Source organism: Alistipes montrealensis, from assembly GCF_018362775.1.
Classification (GTDB): Bacteria; Bacteroidota; Bacteroidia; order Bacteroidales; family Rikenellaceae; genus Alistipes; species Alistipes montrealensis.
On the sequence record NZ_JAGYXY010000003.1, the window covers coordinates 220846 to 239067 of the forward strand.

General features: G+C 52.6%; 15 protein-coding genes and 1 tRNA gene. 9 read left to right on the forward strand and 7 right to left on the reverse strand.

Features of this window, described 5'->3' with window-relative positions; translation table 11 throughout:
• Positions 1 to 187 precede the first annotated feature (187 nt).
• On the reverse strand, positions 188 to 775 hold the full coding sequence (locus KG007_RS07120) for a DUF3575 domain-containing protein (protein ID WP_213347865.1): 588 nt from the start codon (positions 773 to 775) through the stop codon (positions 188 to 190).
• Between the two features lie 652 nt (positions 776 to 1427).
• Here KG007_RS07120 and KG007_RS07125 point away from each other — a divergent pair.
• The 4 genes from KG007_RS07125 to KG007_RS07140 all read left to right on the forward strand — a co-directional run bounded on the left by KG007_RS07125 (position 1428) and on the right by KG007_RS07140 (position 4425).
• A tRNA-Asp gene (locus KG007_RS07125) sits at positions 1428 to 1504 on the forward strand.
• 165 nt (positions 1505 to 1669) lie between these two features.
• A complete protein-coding gene (locus KG007_RS07130) occupies positions 1670 to 2311 on the forward strand; it encodes a nitroreductase family protein (RefSeq protein ID WP_195460549.1) in 642 nt (213 codons plus the stop codon).
• Between the two features lie 52 nt (positions 2312 to 2363).
• A complete protein-coding gene (locus tag KG007_RS07135; RefSeq protein WP_213347866.1) occupies positions 2364 to 3527 on the forward strand; it encodes a MalY/PatB family protein in 1164 nt (387 codons plus the stop codon).
• A gap of 61 nt (positions 3528 to 3588) precedes the next feature.
• Positions 3589 to 4425, forward strand: a complete 837-nt coding sequence (locus KG007_RS07140) for an endonuclease/exonuclease/phosphatase family protein (protein WP_213347867.1) — start codon at positions 3589 to 3591, stop codon at positions 4423 to 4425.
• A gap of 56 nt (positions 4426 to 4481) precedes the next feature.
• Here KG007_RS07140 and KG007_RS07145 read toward each other — a convergent pair whose 3' ends face one another.
• Both KG007_RS07145 and KG007_RS07150 read right to left on the reverse strand, forming a co-directional pair.
• A complete protein-coding gene (locus KG007_RS07145; RefSeq protein WP_213347868.1) occupies positions 4482 to 5345 on the reverse strand; it encodes a VIT1/CCC1 transporter family protein in 864 nt (287 codons plus the stop codon).
• A 24-nt stretch (positions 5346 to 5369) separates the two neighbouring features.
• Positions 5370 to 6248 carry a DMT family transporter gene (locus KG007_RS07150; protein WP_213347869.1) on the reverse strand — a complete coding sequence of 293 codons (879 nt, stop codon included), beginning with the start codon at positions 6246 to 6248 and terminating at the stop codon, positions 5370 to 5372.
• A 126-nt stretch (positions 6249 to 6374) separates the two neighbouring features.
• Here KG007_RS07150 and KG007_RS07155 point away from each other — a divergent pair, with 126 nt between their 5' ends.
• The 4 genes from KG007_RS07155 to KG007_RS07170 all read left to right on the forward strand — a co-directional run bounded on the left by KG007_RS07155 (position 6375) and on the right by KG007_RS07170 (position 10430).
• Entirely contained in the window at positions 6375 to 6995 is a 621-nt protein-coding gene (locus tag KG007_RS07155; RefSeq protein WP_213347870.1) for a hydrolase, read from the forward strand.
• Positions 6996 to 7160: 165 nt separating this feature from the next.
• On the forward strand, positions 7161 to 7910 hold the full coding sequence (locus tag KG007_RS07160) for an SDR family NAD(P)-dependent oxidoreductase (RefSeq protein ID WP_213347871.1): 750 nt from the start codon (positions 7161 to 7163) through the stop codon (positions 7908 to 7910).
• Positions 7911 to 8031: 121 nt separating this feature from the next.
• Entirely contained in the window at positions 8032 to 8880 is an 849-nt protein-coding gene (locus tag KG007_RS07165) for a glycosyltransferase family 2 protein (RefSeq protein ID WP_195460566.1), read from the forward strand.
• A gap of 320 nt (positions 8881 to 9200) precedes the next feature.
• On the forward strand, positions 9201 to 10430 hold the full coding sequence (locus tag KG007_RS07170) for a site-specific integrase (protein WP_213347872.1): 1230 nt from the start codon (positions 9201 to 9203) through the stop codon (positions 10428 to 10430).
• Positions 10431 to 10657: 227 nt separating this feature from the next.
• Here the strand turns inward: KG007_RS07170 and KG007_RS07175 are convergent, their stop codons facing one another.
• Positions 10658 to 11176, reverse strand: a complete 519-nt coding sequence (locus KG007_RS07175; RefSeq protein WP_213347873.1) for a DUF3408 domain-containing protein — start codon at positions 11174 to 11176, stop codon at positions 10658 to 10660.
• A 666-nt stretch (positions 11177 to 11842) separates the two neighbouring features.
• Between KG007_RS07175 and KG007_RS07180 the strand changes: the two genes are divergently transcribed.
• On the forward strand, positions 11843 to 12265 hold the full coding sequence (locus KG007_RS07180; RefSeq protein WP_213347874.1) for a plasmid mobilization protein: 423 nt from the start codon (positions 11843 to 11845) through the stop codon (positions 12263 to 12265).
• A 492-nt stretch (positions 12266 to 12757) separates the two neighbouring features.
• On the opposite strand, the gene KG007_RS07185 is transcribed toward KG007_RS07180, so the two are convergent.
• The 3 genes from KG007_RS07185 to KG007_RS07195 all read right to left on the reverse strand — a co-directional run bounded on the left by KG007_RS07185 (position 12758) and on the right by KG007_RS07195 (position 18219).
• Complete coding sequence (locus tag KG007_RS07185; RefSeq protein WP_213347875.1) at positions 12758 to 13663, reverse strand: DUF5106 domain-containing protein; 906 nt, start codon at positions 13661 to 13663, stop codon at positions 12758 to 12760.
• A 186-nt stretch (positions 13664 to 13849) separates the two neighbouring features.
• A complete protein-coding gene (locus KG007_RS07190) occupies positions 13850 to 17161 on the reverse strand; it encodes a DUF4906 domain-containing protein (protein WP_213347876.1) in 3312 nt (1103 codons plus the stop codon).
• Positions 17162 to 17175: 14 nt separating this feature from the next.
• Positions 17176 to 18219, reverse strand: a complete 1044-nt coding sequence (locus tag KG007_RS07195) for a hypothetical protein (RefSeq protein WP_213347877.1) — start codon at positions 18217 to 18219, stop codon at positions 17176 to 17178.
• Between the last annotated feature and the right edge of the window lie 3 nt (positions 18220 to 18222).

Below are 18222 nucleotides of genomic sequence, written 5' to 3' on the forward strand. Positions count from 1 at the left end.
TCCAGTGCCGAAACATCGATGTCCATCGCTACGAACAGTTTCTCGTCAGCACGCGACACGGCCAGATTCGATACAGTCACCCGACCGTCGAGGATCGGCTGCGCCTTCGTCGGCTGTTCCGCAAGCAAAAACGACAATCCGAAGAAAAGAATTTTCGAAATATTATTTGCCTTCATGACTGCATGAATTAAAAGGTATAGACCAGATTTACAGCCGCTTTGGTCGGCCCCACATAATGGTGCGGCCGGTCTTCGGCGAGCTTTCGTCCGCATCTGGCGCACGGATAACTGTCGAATCGCGTATAGATCCATCCGACACCCAATTCGGCCTCCAGATTCCAGTGCGTACCCAGAATCCAGGCATAGCCATAGGCGACGCCAGCTCCGGTGAACCAGCCCTGATAGCGGCGCTCCGAGATTTTCGAGAAATCGGTTCCCAGAAACGAAATGCCGTTTTTCAGTCCACCTATATTATACTTGCCGCCCAGTATATGCATTCCCAGAAAATGCCCTGCAAAGCGGTCGCAAAACCAATAGCGCGCCTCGGGCTGCACGAGCCAATGTTTCCACCTCCGTTCATGCGACAACGTCCAACCGTTGTAATTGCCCGATACGTCGAGTGTCCACCGCGGCGCCATTCCGACCTCTACTCCGATGTTTATGGTATAAAGGGCATCGTAAAGCAGATTGGTTTTAACCGCGATCCGCTGTCCCTGTGCACAAACGCCGCAAAACGTCAGGCTCAGGAACAAGAATCCTTTAATCAAATTTTTCATTATCACATCCGATATTTCAATATAAACGAATCTTCGGTGGGAGTATATCGCAACCATGCCAGAATGCATTCATATACTCTGATATTCAGCCATACACCAAGCTGTCCCAAGTATTCCCGGAACAATTCTCACTCTCAATAATCTGACGCTGATACTGGAAATACGAGTTATGCTATGAATGGTTTCTTTCTAAGAAACCACAATTCCGACTAAAACAATGATTATCTATTCATAAAAACATGATATGTCCTTTTTATGATAAACATTTTGGCATTATCCCTTTTGGTACATAGTCGAATGACCGATCGGAGGCATCGGAATAAAAGATTTGTTTGAAGAATCTAAAAACACAGATCGTTATGCAAACTGCTAATTTACAAGCGATTTTACGAGGGGGGGGGATTTTTTTCAAAGAAAAACGAGCCTGTTTTGTTTGGTCTTTTAAACAAAAAAACATATTTTTGTACAGCCATATGTGGTTTCTTAGAAAGAAATCATATTGCCAACTCACCCTGCACCTGGTTCCAGACGCTTCGTGGCCCCAGCCTTCGGCACGATCATCAGGCTTCGGCACGGTAAACTAAAAAAATATGCCGCAAATATTTGCGGTTTTCAGAAAAAACGGTATCTTTGCACTCGCAATAACCGGAATGGTGCGTTAGTTCAGCTGGTTAGAATACGTGCCTGTCACGCACGGGGTCAGGGGTTCGAGTCCCCTACGCACCGCCAGCAAAGGAAACGAGGTAGTCGACGACTGCCTCGTTTTTGTTTTTATCCCGTCACCATGCACTTCCGGCAGCCCATATACCGTAGTCCGGCTTACAAAAGGTCATGAAATCCGCGTGTGATTTCCCCGCGGTTTTGTATCTTTGTCAGAGGTAACAAGAATCGCAAATGGCAGACAACTATTTAGAACGGAAAATGGAAGAGTACCGGACCCGGACAGCCGGCCAGTCCGGCCGCCGCCCGCTGGTGACGTTAAGCCGGTTGTTGCAGAAAAACCGCAGCTATCGCGGGTACGACACGAGTTTCACCGTACGCGAAGATCAACTCCGGCGCATTATCGAGGTCAATACGAAAACACCCTCGGCCCGCAATCAGCAGGTATTGCGCTTCCGGCCCGTCCTGTCGGACGAAGCCCCCAAAGTGCTGAAGCATATCCGCCTTGGAGGCGCTCTGCCCGAGCTTCACCTACCCTTTCCGGGCACAGAGCCGAATGCCTTTATCATCATCTGCTCGACGGTCGAAGAAGACCGCTATGTCGATATCGATTTGGGCATTTCGGCACAAAGCATGCTCTTGCAGGCAACAGAGATCGGGCTGAACGGCATCTGTATCGGGGCTTTCGACAAAGAATCGATCAAACGGGAATTTAGGTTGGAACCCGACCCGCTGCTGATCCTGGCCATCGGCCGGGGTCTCGAAAAAATCGAACTGACGCCCATTCGTGAAGGAGGCAGTCACGCCTATTACCGCGAAAACGGAACGCATTACGTCCCGAAGGTTTGCCTCGACGACCTGATGATCAAGGGATAACCGCTGGCGATTCGGATTTTTTCGTAACTTTGTAAGACAAGCATACAACGATATGGCAAAATACGATTTCGATGAGATCATTCCGCGCCGGGGCACAAACTCGGTGAAGTGGGACGAGGAACCGGCCGCCGACATCCTGCCGATGTGGGTCGCCGATATGGATTTCCGCACGGCTCCGTGCGTTGTCGAGGCACTGCGCCGGAAAGTCGACCACGGCATTTACGGCTATGCAACAGTCCCGAAGAGCTATTACGACGCAGTTACCGGATGGTTTGCGCGGCGGCACGACTGGACCCCGGAATCCGGCTGGATACTCCCCGTCACGGGCGTGATCCCGGCCCTCTCGGCCATTCTCCGGGCGCTGACCCGTCCGGGAGACCAAGTATTGATGCTGACGCCCGTTTACAACCACTTCTTCATCGCCATCGACAACAGCGGATGCAAACCCGCCGAGTGTGAACTGATCTGCCGAGACAATACGTATACGGTCGATTTCGACGCTCTGGAACGTCAGGCGGCCGATCCGGGCGTGAAACTGATGCTGCTCTGCAACCCGCACAATCCTGCAGGAAGGGTCTGGACGCCCGAAGAGCTGCGGCGCATCGGCGACATCTGCCTGCGTCACGACGTATTCGTCGTAGCCGACGAAATCCACTGCGAACTGGTCATGCCGGGATTCCGCTACACGCCGTTCGCCTCGCTTTCGGAGGAGTTCTGCCGTCGTTCGGTCACCTGCGCCTCGCCCAGCAAGGCGTTTAACCTCGCCGGATTGCAGGTTGCGAACATCTTTGCGGCCGACGCTAAAATCCGGGAGAAGATCACGCGGGCGCTCGAAATCAACGAAACGGGCATGATCAGTCCCTTCGCCATCGAAGCCCTGACCGCGGCTTACAACGAAGGCGCAGAGTGGCTCGACGCCCTGAACGCTTACCTCCGGGAGAACTACCTCGCGCTGCAGGATTATTTCGCCCGCAACCTGCCGCAATTCCCCGTGCTGCCGCTGGAAGGCACTTACCTCGCCTGGATCGACTGCCGGGCCACGGGATTGTCGTCCGACGCCCTCACCGAAAAGCTGCTCGGCGAAGGCCGCCTGCACGTGAACTCCGGTGCAATGTACGGGGCTGCGGGCGAAGGTTTCATCCGCCTGAATATCGCCTGCCCGCGCAAACTGCTGGACGAAGGTCTCGAACGCCTGAAGAGAACGTTGCTGGACTGACGAAAGATTGCCATTCCGAAAAATATTCCTAACTTTGTAAAATAACTACATCCATAACCCAATGAAGAAAATAACACTTCTGCTGCTGCTCGCAGCCTGTTTCTCGATGCCGGCATTCGCCGGAAACGGCGCAAAGCCGATCAAACTGATCTCCTACAACCTGCGCAACAGCGGCGGCAAGGACGGCGACAACGCCTGGATGAAACGCCGCCACGCCACGCCGCAGATGATCAGCCAGGAGGCTCCCGACGTATTCGGCGTACAGGAAGGGCTCATCGACCAGTTGCAATACATCGACGCCGAATGTCCGCAGTACGCCCGTGTTGGCGCAGCCCGCGACGACGGCGCCCAGCAGGGCGAAACCATGGCCGTCTACTATCTCCGCGACCGCTTCGACCTCATCGACAGCGGCACGTTCTGGCTCAGCGAAACGCCCGACAAGGTGTCGCGCGGCTGGGACGGAGCCTGCAACCGCACAGTGACGTGGGTCGAACTGAAGGATAAGGAGTCGGGCAAGGAGTTCTTCTACTTCAATACCCACCTCGACCACAAAGGCAAGGTAGCACGCGAAGAGGGCGTAAAACTACTCGTCGAAAAAATCCATGAAATTGCGGGTAAGAAAGCCCCGGCAATCGTCGGCGGCGATTTCAACACCCCGGTCGACAGCCCGATCTTCAAGCCGCTGACCAAATACATGGCTTCGGCCCGCGCCAAGGCCGCGACGACCGACCACAAGGGAACGTTCAACGGGTTCGGCTCGGCGCCCGACACCATCGTCATCGACCACCTCTATTTCCGCGGCAAGCTCAAATGCACGCTTTTCGCCACGCTCGACGGCAACTACGGAGCGCCGTTCATTTCGGACCACTACCCGATCGCAATGGTCTTCACGCTGTAAAACACAAAAATCCCGGAGCGCAAAACTCCGGGATTTTTCATGCCTGCCCGAAACCCTTACGCCTCGATGCCGGTCACGGCTTTCAGCAGGTAACCGATCAGAAAACTGATTCCGGCCACCGAAAAACTCAGCACAGCCATCTCGGTAAACCGGCGGCGGAAACTCTCCCGACGCGCCACGGCGTAATAATAGTTGAACAGTGCGATAATCAGCAGCGCCGCCGCCAGCATAACAGCCAATGCGACAAGTGCATTCGAAATCAGCACGAACGGCAGCACGAGGGCGACGACCGTTATGACGTAGGCAATACCGGTATAGACTGCGGCCTTGACCGGATGCTTGCCCGGGGCGTTGTCGGACTTGGTCGAAAGGTATTCCGACGAGGCCATCGAAAGCGCCGCGGCAATGCCTGTGATACTTCCCGTCAGGGCGATCAGCCGCGAATCGCCGAGCGCCAGCGTGAAACCCGCCAATGCGCCCGTAAATTCGACCAGCGCGTCGTTCAGCCCCAGTACGACCGACCCCATGTACTCCAGCCGCTCTTCGTTGATCATTCCGATCAGGTCCTGCTCGTGCCGCTCTTCGTCACGGGCCATCTGCACGAAATCCGCCATGTCCGGATACCGCGCATAGACCTCCGCGGAAGCCGTCTCGTCCTGCTCCATCCGCCGCACGGTGAAGGTCAGTCCCAGCAGGCGCACCAGCCACATGTAGAGCCACACTTTCCGCCGTTCGGGTGCGACCTCGCGTCCCGTACGGGCACGCAGCAGGGCGTAATGGCGTTTCTCGTCCGCTGCAATGCGGAGCAGCACGTCGCGGTTCGCCGGGTCTTTCTCGATGGCCGCCAGCCGCCGGTAGACCTCGTAAGAGGTCGCTTCGTCGCGCTGGAGACCGGCTACGTTTTCCAATATCGCATCCATATCATCGGTTGTTTTGAAATTCGGCTACTCTTTGCGGCTCCGCAGGACGACGATCGACACCGCCGCCACGATCAACAGTATCCCCGCCGCACCCTTCGCCGTGAAAGGTTCGGCAAAGACCCAAATACCGATCACCACGGCCGTGACCGGCTCCATGGCCCCGAATATCGAAGTCAGCGTCGGTCCGATGCTCTTGATGGCCTGCACCAGTGCCATGTTCGAAACGGCTGTCGCCGGGATGGCTACTCCGAGGATGTAAAGCCACGTGTGCGGGTCGGTTTCGAGCCGGATGCCGCCTGTCAGGAATCCGCCCGCGGTGAAGAACAGCGCACCGAAAGCCATCACATAGCAGGTCAGCACCGTCGAATTGATCTCTACTGCCCGGCTCCGGCGCACGCCCACGATATAACCGCCGTAGGAGACGACCGAAACGATCGCCGAGACGATTCCCAGCGTCGTGTCGCCGCGCGTGAAATCGACATTGCCCAGCGACAGCAACACCGCCCCCACGATCGACATGCCGATCGCCGCAAAGGTCCACACCGAGCCGCGCTCGCGGAAAAAACAGATCATCACGCAGGCCACGACGAGCGGATACATGAAGTGAATCGTGGAAGCCACTCCGCTGGCGATGTTCTGGTAGGCGAACACCAGGCTCAGCGACGTTACAGCACGAAACAGGCTCAGGAAAAACACCGTGCGCAACTGGGGCCCCGCGAGGCGGAAATTACACCCGGCCAACAGGCCGTAAGCCCCCAGGCAGAGCGAGGCGACTCCCCAGCGGTAGGTGAGCACCTCGAACGAGGAATAACCCACGCCCAGCAGCAACAGGGTGAACAGCGGAGCCAGCCCGAATGTCGACGAGGAGAGGGCCGCCCAGAGAATGCCTTTTATACGATTCATAACTGATTTCGATTTCAGCGCAAAAGTAGGAAATAAATCGCTATTCGATGCTGCCGCGGCCCGAAAACAGCAGGCAGGGAACGGTTTTTGCGCCCTTCCCGGCAAAACGTTTCAAATTTTACAGCTATGAGCAGTTTACCCGTCCGGGACCCGAAAAAAGACCGGCTCCTGACTCCCGAAAATTCGGTCCTCGTGGTCATCGACTACCAACCGGCGCAGATCGATTCGGTCAACTCGATGAACCGTGCCGAACTCGTGCGCAACATCCTGCTGGTGGCGCGCATCGCCCGCAACTACCGCCTTCCGGTGCTCCTTTCGACGGTCAACGTCGCCGGTGGCAGCAAGGACACCATCCCCGCCCTGAAACGCATACTGGGCGGCATCCCCTCCTACGACCGCACGTCGATCAACGCCTGGGAGGACATGGAGTTCTACGAGGCCGTCAAGGACACGGGCCGCAGCAAGCTGATCATGACGGCGTTGTGGACCGAGGCGTGCCTCACCTTCCCCACGCTCGACGCACTCGCCGAGGGCTATGAGGTCTACCCCGTCGTCGACGCCGTAGGCGGAACCTCGCGCGCGGCGCACAAGGCGGCCCTGAAACGCATCGCCCAGGCCGGAGCGCACCTGACGGGCATCGCCCAACTGGCCTGCGAACTCCAGCGCGACTGGAACCGCGAAGCGACCGCCCCCGGAATGGTCGAAATCTTCAACGACGCGGGAATTTTTCTCAACCTGAGCAAGTAGATCCGCGGATTTTTTCGCACCTTTGCATCGGTACAACGACGCAATGGACAAGCAGAATATACGATTCCGATTCATCACGCCCGCAGCGGCCCCGGAACTCCATGTTCCGGCGGCCTGCGGCAGTGTGACGGCCTGCGTCGCCGCCTATCCAGAAACCCGAGCCTTATGCTGAAAAACCTCACCGGAAAAACCGCCTTCGTCACGGGCGGAGCCCACGGCATCGGCCGCGGCATCGTCGAAGCGCTGCGCCTCGCAGGCGCCCGAACGGCATTCTGCGACATCAATACAGAGTTGGGCGAAGCGACGGCCCGCGCCGCCGGAGCCGACTTCTATCCTGCCGACGTAGTCGATGCCGACGCCCTGTGCAATGCGCTGGAAGCAGCCTGCGAACGCTTCGGCGATATCGACATCCTCGTCAACAATGCCGGGATCAGCGAATTTTCACCCCTCGCGGAAACCTCCCTCGAACAGTTCGACCGCATCCTCGCGGTCAACCTGCGGCCCGTATTCGTCACGGCACAGTGGATGGCCGCACGGCGCAATACGCCCGAAGGCCGTACGCGCTACGGACGCATTATCAACATCGCCTCGACGCGCTGGCTTCAGAGCGAACCCGGCTCGGAGGGTTACGCCGCTTCGAAAGGCGGCATCGTATCGCTGACACATGCGCTGGCCCTCTCGTTTTCCGACTACAACGTCACGGTCAACTGCATCAGTCCCGGATGGATCGACAACGGGAACTTCGGCTCCATCTCCGAGCAGGACCGCCGCCAGCATCCGTCGGGACGCGTCGGGCGGCCCGCCGACATCGCCCGCGCATGCCTGTTCCTGGCCGACCCTAAAAACGACTTCATCGACGGGCAGAACCTCGTCGTCGACGGCGGTATGACCAAGAAGATGATCTACTGCGAATAGGCAAACACATCGAATATCCGACGATATCTCCGGCCGGACCGGCGCACGCTGCAACCAACATGCGAATCATTTGGAGGTGCGGAATTTAATCGTATCTTTGTTAATCTAAATCCGGATTCGTATGAAATGGTATTCGAAATACCTTCCCGTCTATGAAAAGCCCTTCGCCGAGGTCCCCGCGGATGTCGTCGCCGAAGTGCGCACAAAACTCGCCGAACGACAGTCGGACAAACCATTGGTAACCGTGTCGATCATCGCCTACAACGAAGAAAAGCGGCTGACGGCGTGCCTCTGGTCGCTCGCCGAACAGCAATGCCGTTACCCGATGGAGATCATCGGCACGGACAATATGTCGAAAGACCGCACGGCGGAGGTGTTCGAAGCCCTGGGACTGCCGTGGAAACGCGAAACGACGCCCGGATGCGGCCATGCACGCCTTTGCGGACTGGGCCGCGCCCGCGGCAAATACCACATCAATATCGACGCCGACACGATGTATCCGCCGCGCTACGTCGAAACGATGGTCGAAGCGCTGGAACGCAAGGGCGTCGTAGCCGTCAGTTCGTTGTGGAGCTATATTCCCGACGCCGCACACTCGGCCCTCGGGCTTTGGTTCTACGAACTGGCCCGCGACATGCACCTGTGGCTCCAGTCGTTCAAGCGCCCCGAACTGAGCGTGCGGGGACTGGTCTTCGCCTACAACACCTCCCTGGCCCGCAAAGTCGGCATCCGCACCGACATTATCCGCGGCGAGGACGGATCGCTGGCACTCGGTCTCAAACCCTACGGCCGCATTGCCTTCGTCCGCAAACGCCGGGCACGCGCCGTAACGGGCTACGGAACCGTCTCGAAGGACGGGTCGCTGATGGACAGCTTCCGGGTGCGTGCCGTCAAGGCGTTGAAAAGCCTCGGCGGGGTCTTCACCTCGAAATCGGAATACAAGGACGAAGACGACAACCTGCTGAAATAACACATTTCCCGGAAAGAGCCGTATCCCGGCGCTAATAAAAACTCCCGACCTGAAAAGGCCGGGCTGTTGTAGGTAACGGACTATGCAGAAAAGAGTAAATATCTTGTTTTCAGATATTTAATTCTCTGTTCTGCATGTGCTCCGAGCAATAGAATTGCAAAATCGGGCAGGTTTAACGGTGAGTTGTGTTACTTATCCGTTACCTGCCCGAAATGCTTTTATTTGCATTTAAGACAGTCGTTTTCAGTGTGTTGCATCGAATTTCCGCATAACAAATAACTTGACTAAACGTTTAACCAATCCTCAAAGTTCAAGTTATTATGCAACGCAGTACTTTCAAAGTCCTTTTCTACGTGAAAAGGCAGTCGGAGAAATCGGGTCAGGTTCCCGTTATGGGCCGTATCACCATTAACGGTACGATGTCGCAGTTCAGCTGCAAACTCTCGGTTCGTTCTTCTCTCTGGGATGCCAAAGCGAACAAAGCCTCCGGCAAAAGCCTCGAATCGCAACGCATCAACGAAAAGCTGGAAAATATCAAGACCAATATCGGCAAACAGTATCAACGCCTTTGCGACCGTGATTCGTATGTCACGGCCGAAAAGGTTCGCAACGCCTTCCTCGGTATGGGGGATGATTGCCGTCTTTTGTTACAGACCTTCGACGAATACCTTACGGGGTTCCTCAAACGTGTCGGTAAGGATCGCGCTTATTCCACCTATGAGGATTACTGTCTGCGTCGCAGGCGTCTTGCCGCTTTCCTCGAATACGAATACCACGTCAAAGACATTGCGTTCAAAGAGCTGAAACGGGAGTTTATCGAAAAGTTCGTCGTTTACCTCTCCACGGTAAAGGGTCTTGCTTCCGGGACGATCTGTGCCGGGGTCAAGAAATTGCGTCTGATGACCTATACAGCGTATAAGAACGGCTGGATTGCCGTCGATCCTTTCGCCGGGTTCCATGTCAGGCCCCAATACGCCGAACGGCGCTATTTGTCCGCTTCGGAACTGCAGGCCGTGATGGACGTCGAACTTCCCAACTACCGAACGGGCATCAACCGGGATGTCTTCGTCTTCTGCGCCTTTACGGGTCTGAGCCATTCGGACGTTGCAAAGCTGACCCATGCCGATATTCACACGGACGACAACGGGGATCGTTGGATTATCGACAAGCGGCAAAAGACAGGTACGCAGTTCCGGGTCAAACTCCTTCCCGTTGCCGAAATGATCTACGACCGTTATAAAGACCTGCATCTGGAAGGTAATAAAGTCTTTCCGATCAAACGCTACTATAAGACGATGAACATGTCGTTACGTCATGTCGCCAAACACGCCGGATTACCGTTCAACCCGACGATGCACATGGCGCGGCATACCTTCGCCACGACGGTTACGCTCTCGCAAGGCGTACCTCTGGAAACAGTCAGCAAGATGCTGGGACATAAACATATCACCACGACCCAAATCTACGCCCAAATTACCAATGACAAGATCGGCCGGGATATGGCGGCGTTGAGCGAGAAACTCAATGGTGTCTTCAAAGTCGCACAGTAATCTAATATTCATGTAATTTTCCGCCGGCAGGGAATTTATCGCCGGAGATGAAAATATGCAAGGCCATGCGAATCGCCCGAGGGGCGAGCCTTGCATATTTCCATCTCCGGCATTTTGCTAAACGCTACCGTCGGAAAAGGCGGCTTTCTGCGCCCCGGACGCTACCCACAGGCTATTGACTCTACGACACGTATATCAGAAACCCAAAGTAATCGGTCATTGTCTGTTTAAAATGGTCGTCTGTTATTCTTTTTCTCATGGAGATAGTTTAACTCGTCACGGTAAATTCCGATTACAAAGCGCAGCATATTGTCGACCAAGGCCGTTAATCTTGTATTATCATCTCCCAGCAGGTGGAGTATTTCCGATACTTTGTGCTTGGTTTGGGCGCTGACATAGATCGCCGAACGGTTACGGCAATCCACCGGTGCGAAGAAGGTGCGTTTGAAGTCCGGCAGCGCGAGCTTTTTACGACGAAAGCCGGCAGGCTCCTTTCCAGTAGTCGTTTGGGTGTCGACATCTGTTTTTTCAGCAGTCGATACTGGTGCTTCGGATGGAGTTTCCGAGGTGTTTGCCTCGGAAGCGTCCGTATCTTCCTCTTCCGGTTCGGGAATCCTGCGGACGACTTTCGAGTCCAAAGGAGCTTGTCCGGCGATCATCTGACGCATCAGTTCCTCGTCGACTTCGATACGGGGATGCTTAGAAGGATTGGGTGCGGGTTTGTCTTTTTCTTTTAATGAATACATGGTGTAACGTTTTTGAGATTGATTGTTAGCTATATGGTCGTAAAGCGTGTATGTTTGCTTCGTTGGATTAAACCATTCAAAATACCATTATTGACTTTCGAATCCATAGGAACCCTCTGGCGATCATCGGATGCATCAGTTCCTCGTCGACTTCGATACGGGACGCTTTGAAGGTTTTGGTGCGAGTTTGTCTTTTTCTTTGAATGAATCCATGGTGTAACGTTTTTGAAATTGATTGTTCGTTTTGCAGTCGTAAAGCATGTATGTTTGGTTTTATGTTTTAAACCATTCAAAATACCGTTTTCTGTTTCATGCGGTTTATATCGGGATAATGAACGGAATAAGAAAACCGACCTTTCATGCTGCAAGATACAACCGACTGAAATACCTCGGTTCCGATGTCCGCTCCAGACCGCTCCAGTCCGCACCGAGGGTTTGTTTTGGCGCCCGCACGGTTGTAATATTGCACCGGGAAAGACCCGCCCTCGGAGGCCGTAGCGGAGGCTTTTCAAAGTTTTTACAAAAAATTTTCCGCCGCGGATTTTTGTTTTCGCCAGGAAACAGCGAGCTGTACCTTTGTCCGACAAATTGGCATTTGTCCGACAAAGGTGCTCGCTCTGCGAGGCCGGGGTCGCTCCCCAGTCGCGGCCCTTTTTTAAGCTATCTATGGATACCAACCGAAAACAGACAAACAGAAATGCCCGGAAGCCTGAAACTGCGAGTTATAAGTACTCTTTCCGGCTTAATGAAGAGCAGAACATTCGCTTCAATGAACTGCTTTGCAAAGCCGGATTGGAACACAACCGCAGCCGTTTTATCGTCAAACGTATCTTCGGCGAGGAGTTCGTCGTCATCAGACGCGACCCTTCCAAAGTGCAGTTTGTCGCCCGACTAAACGACTTTTATTTCCAATTTCAAAAGTTGGGAAATAACTACAACCAGATTGTAAAGGTCATCAATGCGCACTTCTCCAACGTCGCGATCCCGCATCAGATCGCTATGCTGGAGCAGCGAACCCGCGAGCTGAAGGCTCTCAGTATCGAGATTCTGAACCTCGCAAAACAAGCTAAGGAGTGGTTGCGAATATAAGATCGGGTTCCTCGCCCGGCGGTGCTTTGCGCTATAACAAGGAGAAGATAGATAAAGGCGAGGCCGAACACGACGGCGACAATTAGCGTCTGTCGGCTATTGTCACATTTTCAAATGGGAGTAGGGTATCTGATGCTCTCCGAGCTGGCATCCCTCTGCCTGACGTTCAGAATGACCGTCGAACAGGATTCATGCATTTTCGGATAGATTGTCCGGGACTTCCTGGCGGACTACGAATAATTCAATTTCTCAAAGTATTCCAGTTATGACCCGATATAAAGACACAACTTTCCGACTTGCGAAGGATCTGGAAGAAGCACTCGACGACGAACGTTATAAGATTTCCACTCAAAATATTTGGCGGCACGAATCCCGTCGGTCATCATGGCCGTTTCTCGACATTATCTCCGGAGATAGAAAAAATATCGGAACTGTTTCGGCCGTCGATAGCGATCGCTCGTTATACGCACAAGTCTTTCGGTTTTTCCCATGTCAGTTACATTGTTCTGCAAGCCATGCTTCGATCTGTTTGGGAAAAGCGTCCTTGAGAATAACTTTCTTGTCTGCATCGAGCAGATAGAGCGTCGGCATGGCCTTCAAGTCGTAAACCTCTTCGCGCGTGAGGCGTTGCCCCTCGTCGCAGCCGTTAATCCAACCGTCGGGAAGTGTCGAACTCTGCCACGAGGGCGTTCTGCCTTCCACGCAGACGGACAGGAGCGCCAACTGTCCGGTTTTCAACAATGAATTTATCGTTTCCGACGCTGTGAGAAACTCCTTTACGCGGCGGCAGTCCCCGCAGTCGGGATCGTTGAAATACAGCAACGTGTATTCCGCCTCGATCTTCGAGAGCCGTCCCCGGCTGCCGTTACGGAGCAGATAGTCGAAATCGGCTGCCGTATCTCCCGGACGGTTCCTCAGAACCATCTTCAGCAGGTGACGGGGCCTGATTTTATCCGTATCGTCCATCGTGGGCTGGGCGACGAGGGTTCGCAGCACGAGGATGTACAGATCTTCGTTGCGCATCGGCGAATTGGGCTCGTAGAGGTATTTGTCGGAAAGCGAAATGAAATGGTAAAGCATCTCCTTTTCTGCCGCGGCACGCCGGAAAAGCGTATCTACAGCCTCCTGTGCCCTGTCGGTATAGGGCAGTATCCCGAGAAAATCGGCGAACGCCTGTTCTGTGATCTCCGGCATGTCGATCAGCGCGGTATCTGTGAAGTCGAAATGATCCCAATAATGTATGGCCAGATAGGCTGCTCGTTCCTGGGGTACGACCAGAACGGACGGTATTTCCGGCAGTCGGAAAGCCTTGGGCTCTTTCCGATTCTGGGCACAAGAGCTGAATATGATCCCCAAGGTGAAAAGGGATGTGATGAAAGTGGGTAAAAGGTTTTTCATGCCATGTCGCAATTATTCCTCAAAAACTCCGGATGTGAAAACATCCGGAATGACCGCTTCCGGGGCACGGAACTTTGTCCGGACAGCTTCTTCCGTCCCTTCCATTGCCTGCCCCCTGTTCCGTAGTCGTTTTCGGAACAGGGGGCGCACGGTGAGGGGAATGTTAGATCGGGATTTGACTGTGAATCAGTTTCCCCCGGGATTGTCGGTAGCATCGCGGACGCAACGTACTACACCCCCTACATTATACTTTACCAAATTTCCCTTGGTAGTAAGATATCCAAAACCCTCTCCTTCTGCTCCATAACCATAACCTGTTTTAGTCACATAATAACTACTACCAGTAATCGAGTTCATGAGTTCTGGATAGGTGGTGTACATCAGTGCAATTTCCCGCAAATTCGGTATTCGATAACCCATAGGGCACACACGGTTTGATATTTCATTTTCAATCCGGGTCCAATCTATTGAAGAAGGACTACCGTTGGATTGAGGGTATATCCAATTGGTTGTCGCCCCCTCGGTGTCGCTGAGAATAGCCAACGTGAGCGGAGGACGATTGTTGGCTTCCCGTTCCGTATGATTGGGTAATACGGCATTATCTCCTGTAGATGGGCGAATGCAGTTGTCAACCATTCTCGAAACGTCAATGGTCAACTCTTGATAAGTTGTTCCATCCTCTGCCGTGTAGGAAGATGTTCCTTTGGTGACATAATCATCCGGCATGGCCTCTCTGTTATCCAGACTTATACCCAAATTGCGTACACATCGGTAAGAAAAAAGACCGTCTCTAATTGCAGCAATACTAGAATAGTAAGCACTACCTTTTGAAACGCCCTCCTCACCCCATATCACATAAGGATTTCTCGGTGAATCAAGAGGTTCGCCGCCCCATTGTTCTCCAGTATAGTAGCTGCTACTCGCAATGTGTACACGTGTTTCTCCTTCAACCAAGGTTCCAGCACTCCAGTCATTATTGACTTCTGCCTGATAAAGTTTGGCAGTAGGTATACCGGCTTCTCCAACAAACATATCAGTCAATTGGTCGATTGAAGCCAAATACCAGCGTATTTCCGATGCCTGAACGATGTCATCACCGTTCAAGTCCCTGTTTCTCAGCAAACATGCATACCAAATGCTCTTATAGTCATGTAATAAGATATCATTAATACTTGTTATATCTGTATTGATTACCTCATCCCAGCGTAATTCTCTCTCGGAGCTGAGTATATTCAGCGTGTTGCTACGTCCGTTATCCGGTGTATTTATCTCATTATCAAATTTGTTTGTAAAAGTATTATTATCTACTCCGTCAGGCACAATAGGCAGGAATTTCGTTTCCACACTCGCTTCCACTCCCCAAGCCGTATTGAAATCACCGGAAGTACCATTGGGATTATAAAACGTGTAAACAGGATTCTGCGAAATGGTATATACACTACGAGACACGGAACTCTGCCCATCCGGGCTATACTTGGAACCTTCCACGCAGATGTTGAGCAATCGGTTTTCGGTATTTACCGTTTTTTTCCACAAGCTCAAGTCTATAACACCATCATTGATATTATCGTCTGTATCCACACCTGTCGGTCTACGATAAAAGTATTGCGTCGGGTCGTAAATATAGATGTATTCGTCTACAAATACCGAGATATAAACAATATCCTCGCCTGCATCATTCTTTTCAAAAATATCATCAGAGCTGCTATCTTCATGCGCTTTGTAATGCAGGAAATTCAACAACTGATTGACATCGTAGAGTCTCACTTGTTGATAATAAGCCGTCTCTTGATACTTCCCTCCAGCAATAGGGGCAGGTAGTAAGGGCGATCCGCCATCGTATGCTTGTTCTCCGGGGAATTTTATTACCTGCCCAATAGGAAACTTCTCTTTATTTACCGGTATACACTCCTTGTTAATAGCAAACTTTACCCATTTGTAATCATTGAGTGATAATGTGTTTTGGGGAAGACCGAATTTTGCTTCAGCCTTGGTGTTATCGGTACTTAGGTAAGCATCATCCACTATAGGTAAGTCTGTGTCGAATACTTGCAATCCGCGCTGGAAGGGTGTGGTTATCGACCATGAAAGTCCGTCCATGATTTCACTTTTCTTCAGAGTCATCACATAACGGGAATAGTGGGAATCCAACGTAACGTAATCGCCTTTTGTGAGAATCACATCGCCTTCAGCACCGGGATCCGGTTCTTCGTCCGGATTATTGCTTTCCGCTTCAACGATTATCTTGTCTACACCTGCAATGGTAACATTATAAGTGTAGTGCGTATTGCGTTCGATGCTGTAATTGTTTACTAAACTCACATCGTTTTGCCAGTCTGAGGTAGATTTATTACCCGTATCACCTAAAAAAATCTTATAACTTACTTTTGCATAAACTTTCTCACCGTCTTTTTCTCCCGTCACAGTTCCTCCCAGAATGACATAGGTCGAGTGGGCATTCGAATAAACAAAATCACCATTTTCGACATTACCATTTTCATCTGGAGTTGACTTTTCTTGTTTTGAACGGAGTGAATATAGTGTGTATTTATCTTCTCTGGTTACGTCTAGCAAGGCTTCTTCTGTTATTTGCTTTTTGGGGTTCTGCCTGTTCTCGCACAGGTAGAACTCGAAGAGGGAAGCCCCTTCATTGTCCGTCGAGAAATCGCTCGTACGGAAACCTTCGGCATAGCCGCCGGTTTGGAAATCCCATGTATTTTCCGTCGCACTACCTTTCTCTCGCGGAAGAACATACGTCCCACCCGGAATGTTCATCACACGGTAATATTCCGGCGTGAATTCGTATCCGCCGGTTCCCTTGATCTTGAACGTGATACGGGCGTCCACCCGTTTCAATTCCAATTCGTAGGCCTCTACGATTTCACCGCTACCGCCGGATGCTGCACGCACCGTTACGAGCTCTTTATCTCCTGTTTCGGAAGTTTTCAATACCTGCCCGGTCATCTTGAAATCCATTCGCTCGATGCTCTGCTTGTCGCGCAGAGCTGAGCCCAGATTTTTCAGGTCGGCCAACGTCTTTATTTTAGCCAGATCCTCTTCGCTCAGTGAACCCGACCCGGACTGCGGATTGCCTATAGCGTAAATCTTGCGGATACCGGTAGTCATCGGAAAACCCCCTTCCAACGTGTGCTCGTTATCGTAGGTAATTGCCTCTCCTACCTCGAAGTTCTTTGCGTTATCTACGACCCACTGGTCATCTGCGGCATTCCCGTTCTCCGTACCGTCTTGATTTTTTTCCGGTTTGAAGGCAATCACGTAGATGTTGTTGATGGTTCTTTCCGCCTCATCGCTCTGTGCCGCTCGCGTAGCAATCTTATTGCCGGAGAGCATCACCTTCAGCGGAAGTGTCACCGGGATATCGGGTTCCACCCGGTACTGTCCCGTACCTTCCAGTGTATCGTCATTCACACATGACCCCAGCAACAAAACCCCGGCCAGTAACGGCAGCAAACTGCATCTTATAAATTTTTCTGTCATGGCTTTTCCTTTTGTCAATCAAATGGAACATCTATCTCTTCTTTCTTCCAGTCGGCGAGGCTATATTTCAACTCGACATCTTGCTTATCTCCCGGTAGCAGCGTGACGATAACATTCAACTGCTGGCCGCCCTCGATCTGGGTCAGGAGATCGTTACCGTTCTTAAGGGAAAGACTCTTTGGTTGTTCTTCCGTTCCCAGCCACAAGGCAGTAAGGACATAGCCCTCATTCTTGGTGCCGGGATAGAGATAGCGGACGAGGGGCTGCGAACTGCCCGGAGCGCTTTCCGTACCGGCGGGTACGCTGAATGAGTTGGATGGGGAACCATCGCTCTGATTGTATGAGTACAGCATCACATCTGTATAATCTGCGGGAATATTGCCTACCGGCGCATCATGCGGGAACAGATATCCACGCCCCGGATTGGCCTCCTGCAACCCGATGTCCCCGAAATACTGTGTCCTGCCGGACTTGTTCTCGAATGTAAGGCATACCTTGGCTACGGGAAAAACCAAAGGTATAGTATAATCTTGTATGCCCTCTTTCGCCTCTATTCTGAACGTTTCTTTCGCGGCCTGCGGAAGGCTGTTGGTGAGCGAGGCGTTAAAGTCATTCGAAATAATGCGCTCTTCCAACACGCCTAAATTCACGTTTTTCCCTTCCAGACTTTCACCCTCGGATAAAAACGCCTCTTCATTGGCGATGGCGTAGAAATCGTATTCCGTGCCATTCTCGATATCTGCAGGGATATCGTTGAAGGTGACGGTCTTTTCCGTCAGAGCGTCGTCCAGATCATCGTAGTAGACATTATACAGAATATCTTTTGTCTGCATATTGGCCATGATGATCCGCAGTGTTCGCATGTGTTCGCCTTCCGTAAGGCTTCCATCGTTCGCACCGGCTGCGGTAGCTTGTGTCGTAAAGGTCATCTGAACCGTAGCCTTGTCCATTGCCGGGGCAGCCTCCTTATTGCAGCCGGCGGACAGAGCGAGCAGTACTGCCGGCAACAAGGCGGCACGGCGGGCGGATAGAATATGCTGTAAAAATCTGTTCATCATATG

What these genes read in the sequence shown, in the direction of transcription:
- KG007_RS07155 (WP_213347870.1), top strand. Translation starts at nt 6,375, where the DNA reads ATGAGCAGTTTACCCGTCCGGGACCCGAAAAAAGACCGGCTCCTGACT.
- KG007_RS07150 (WP_213347869.1), bottom strand. Translation starts at nt 6,248, where the DNA reads ATGAATCGTATAAAAGGCATTCTCTGGGCGGCCCTCTCCTCGTCGACA.
- KG007_RS07135 (WP_213347866.1), top strand. Translation starts at nt 2,364, where the DNA reads ATGGCAAAATACGATTTCGATGAGATCATTCCGCGCCGGGGCACAAAC.
- KG007_RS07175 (WP_213347873.1), bottom strand. Translation starts at nt 11,176, where the DNA reads ATGTATTCATTAAAAGAAAAAGACAAACCCGCACCCAATCCTTCTAAG.
- KG007_RS07145 (WP_213347868.1), bottom strand. Translation starts at nt 5,345, where the DNA reads ATGGATGCGATATTGGAAAACGTAGCCGGTCTCCAGCGCGACGAAGCG.
- KG007_RS07195 (WP_213347877.1), bottom strand. Translation starts at nt 18,219, where the DNA reads ATGATGAACAGATTTTTACAGCATATTCTATCCGCCCGCCGTGCCGCC.
- KG007_RS07180 (WP_213347874.1), top strand. Translation starts at nt 11,843, where the DNA reads ATGGATACCAACCGAAAACAGACAAACAGAAATGCCCGGAAGCCTGAA.
- KG007_RS07160 (WP_213347871.1), top strand. Translation starts at nt 7,161, where the DNA reads ATGCTGAAAAACCTCACCGGAAAAACCGCCTTCGTCACGGGCGGAGCC.
- KG007_RS07190 (WP_213347876.1), bottom strand. Translation starts at nt 17,161, where the DNA reads ATGACAGAAAAATTTATAAGATGCAGTTTGCTGCCGTTACTGGCCGGG.
- KG007_RS07130 (WP_195460549.1), top strand. Translation starts at nt 1,670, where the DNA reads ATGGCAGACAACTATTTAGAACGGAAAATGGAAGAGTACCGGACCCGG.
- KG007_RS07165 (WP_195460566.1), top strand. Translation starts at nt 8,032, where the DNA reads ATGAAATGGTATTCGAAATACCTTCCCGTCTATGAAAAGCCCTTCGCC.
- KG007_RS07120 (WP_213347865.1), bottom strand. Translation starts at nt 775, where the DNA reads ATGAAAAATTTGATTAAAGGATTCTTGTTCCTGAGCCTGACGTTTTGC.
- KG007_RS07170 (WP_213347872.1), top strand. Translation starts at nt 9,201, where the DNA reads ATGCAACGCAGTACTTTCAAAGTCCTTTTCTACGTGAAAAGGCAGTCG.
- KG007_RS07185 (WP_213347875.1), bottom strand. Translation starts at nt 13,663, where the DNA reads ATGAAAAACCTTTTACCCACTTTCATCACATCCCTTTTCACCTTGGGG.
- KG007_RS07140 (WP_213347867.1), top strand. Translation starts at nt 3,589, where the DNA reads ATGAAGAAAATAACACTTCTGCTGCTGCTCGCAGCCTGTTTCTCGATG.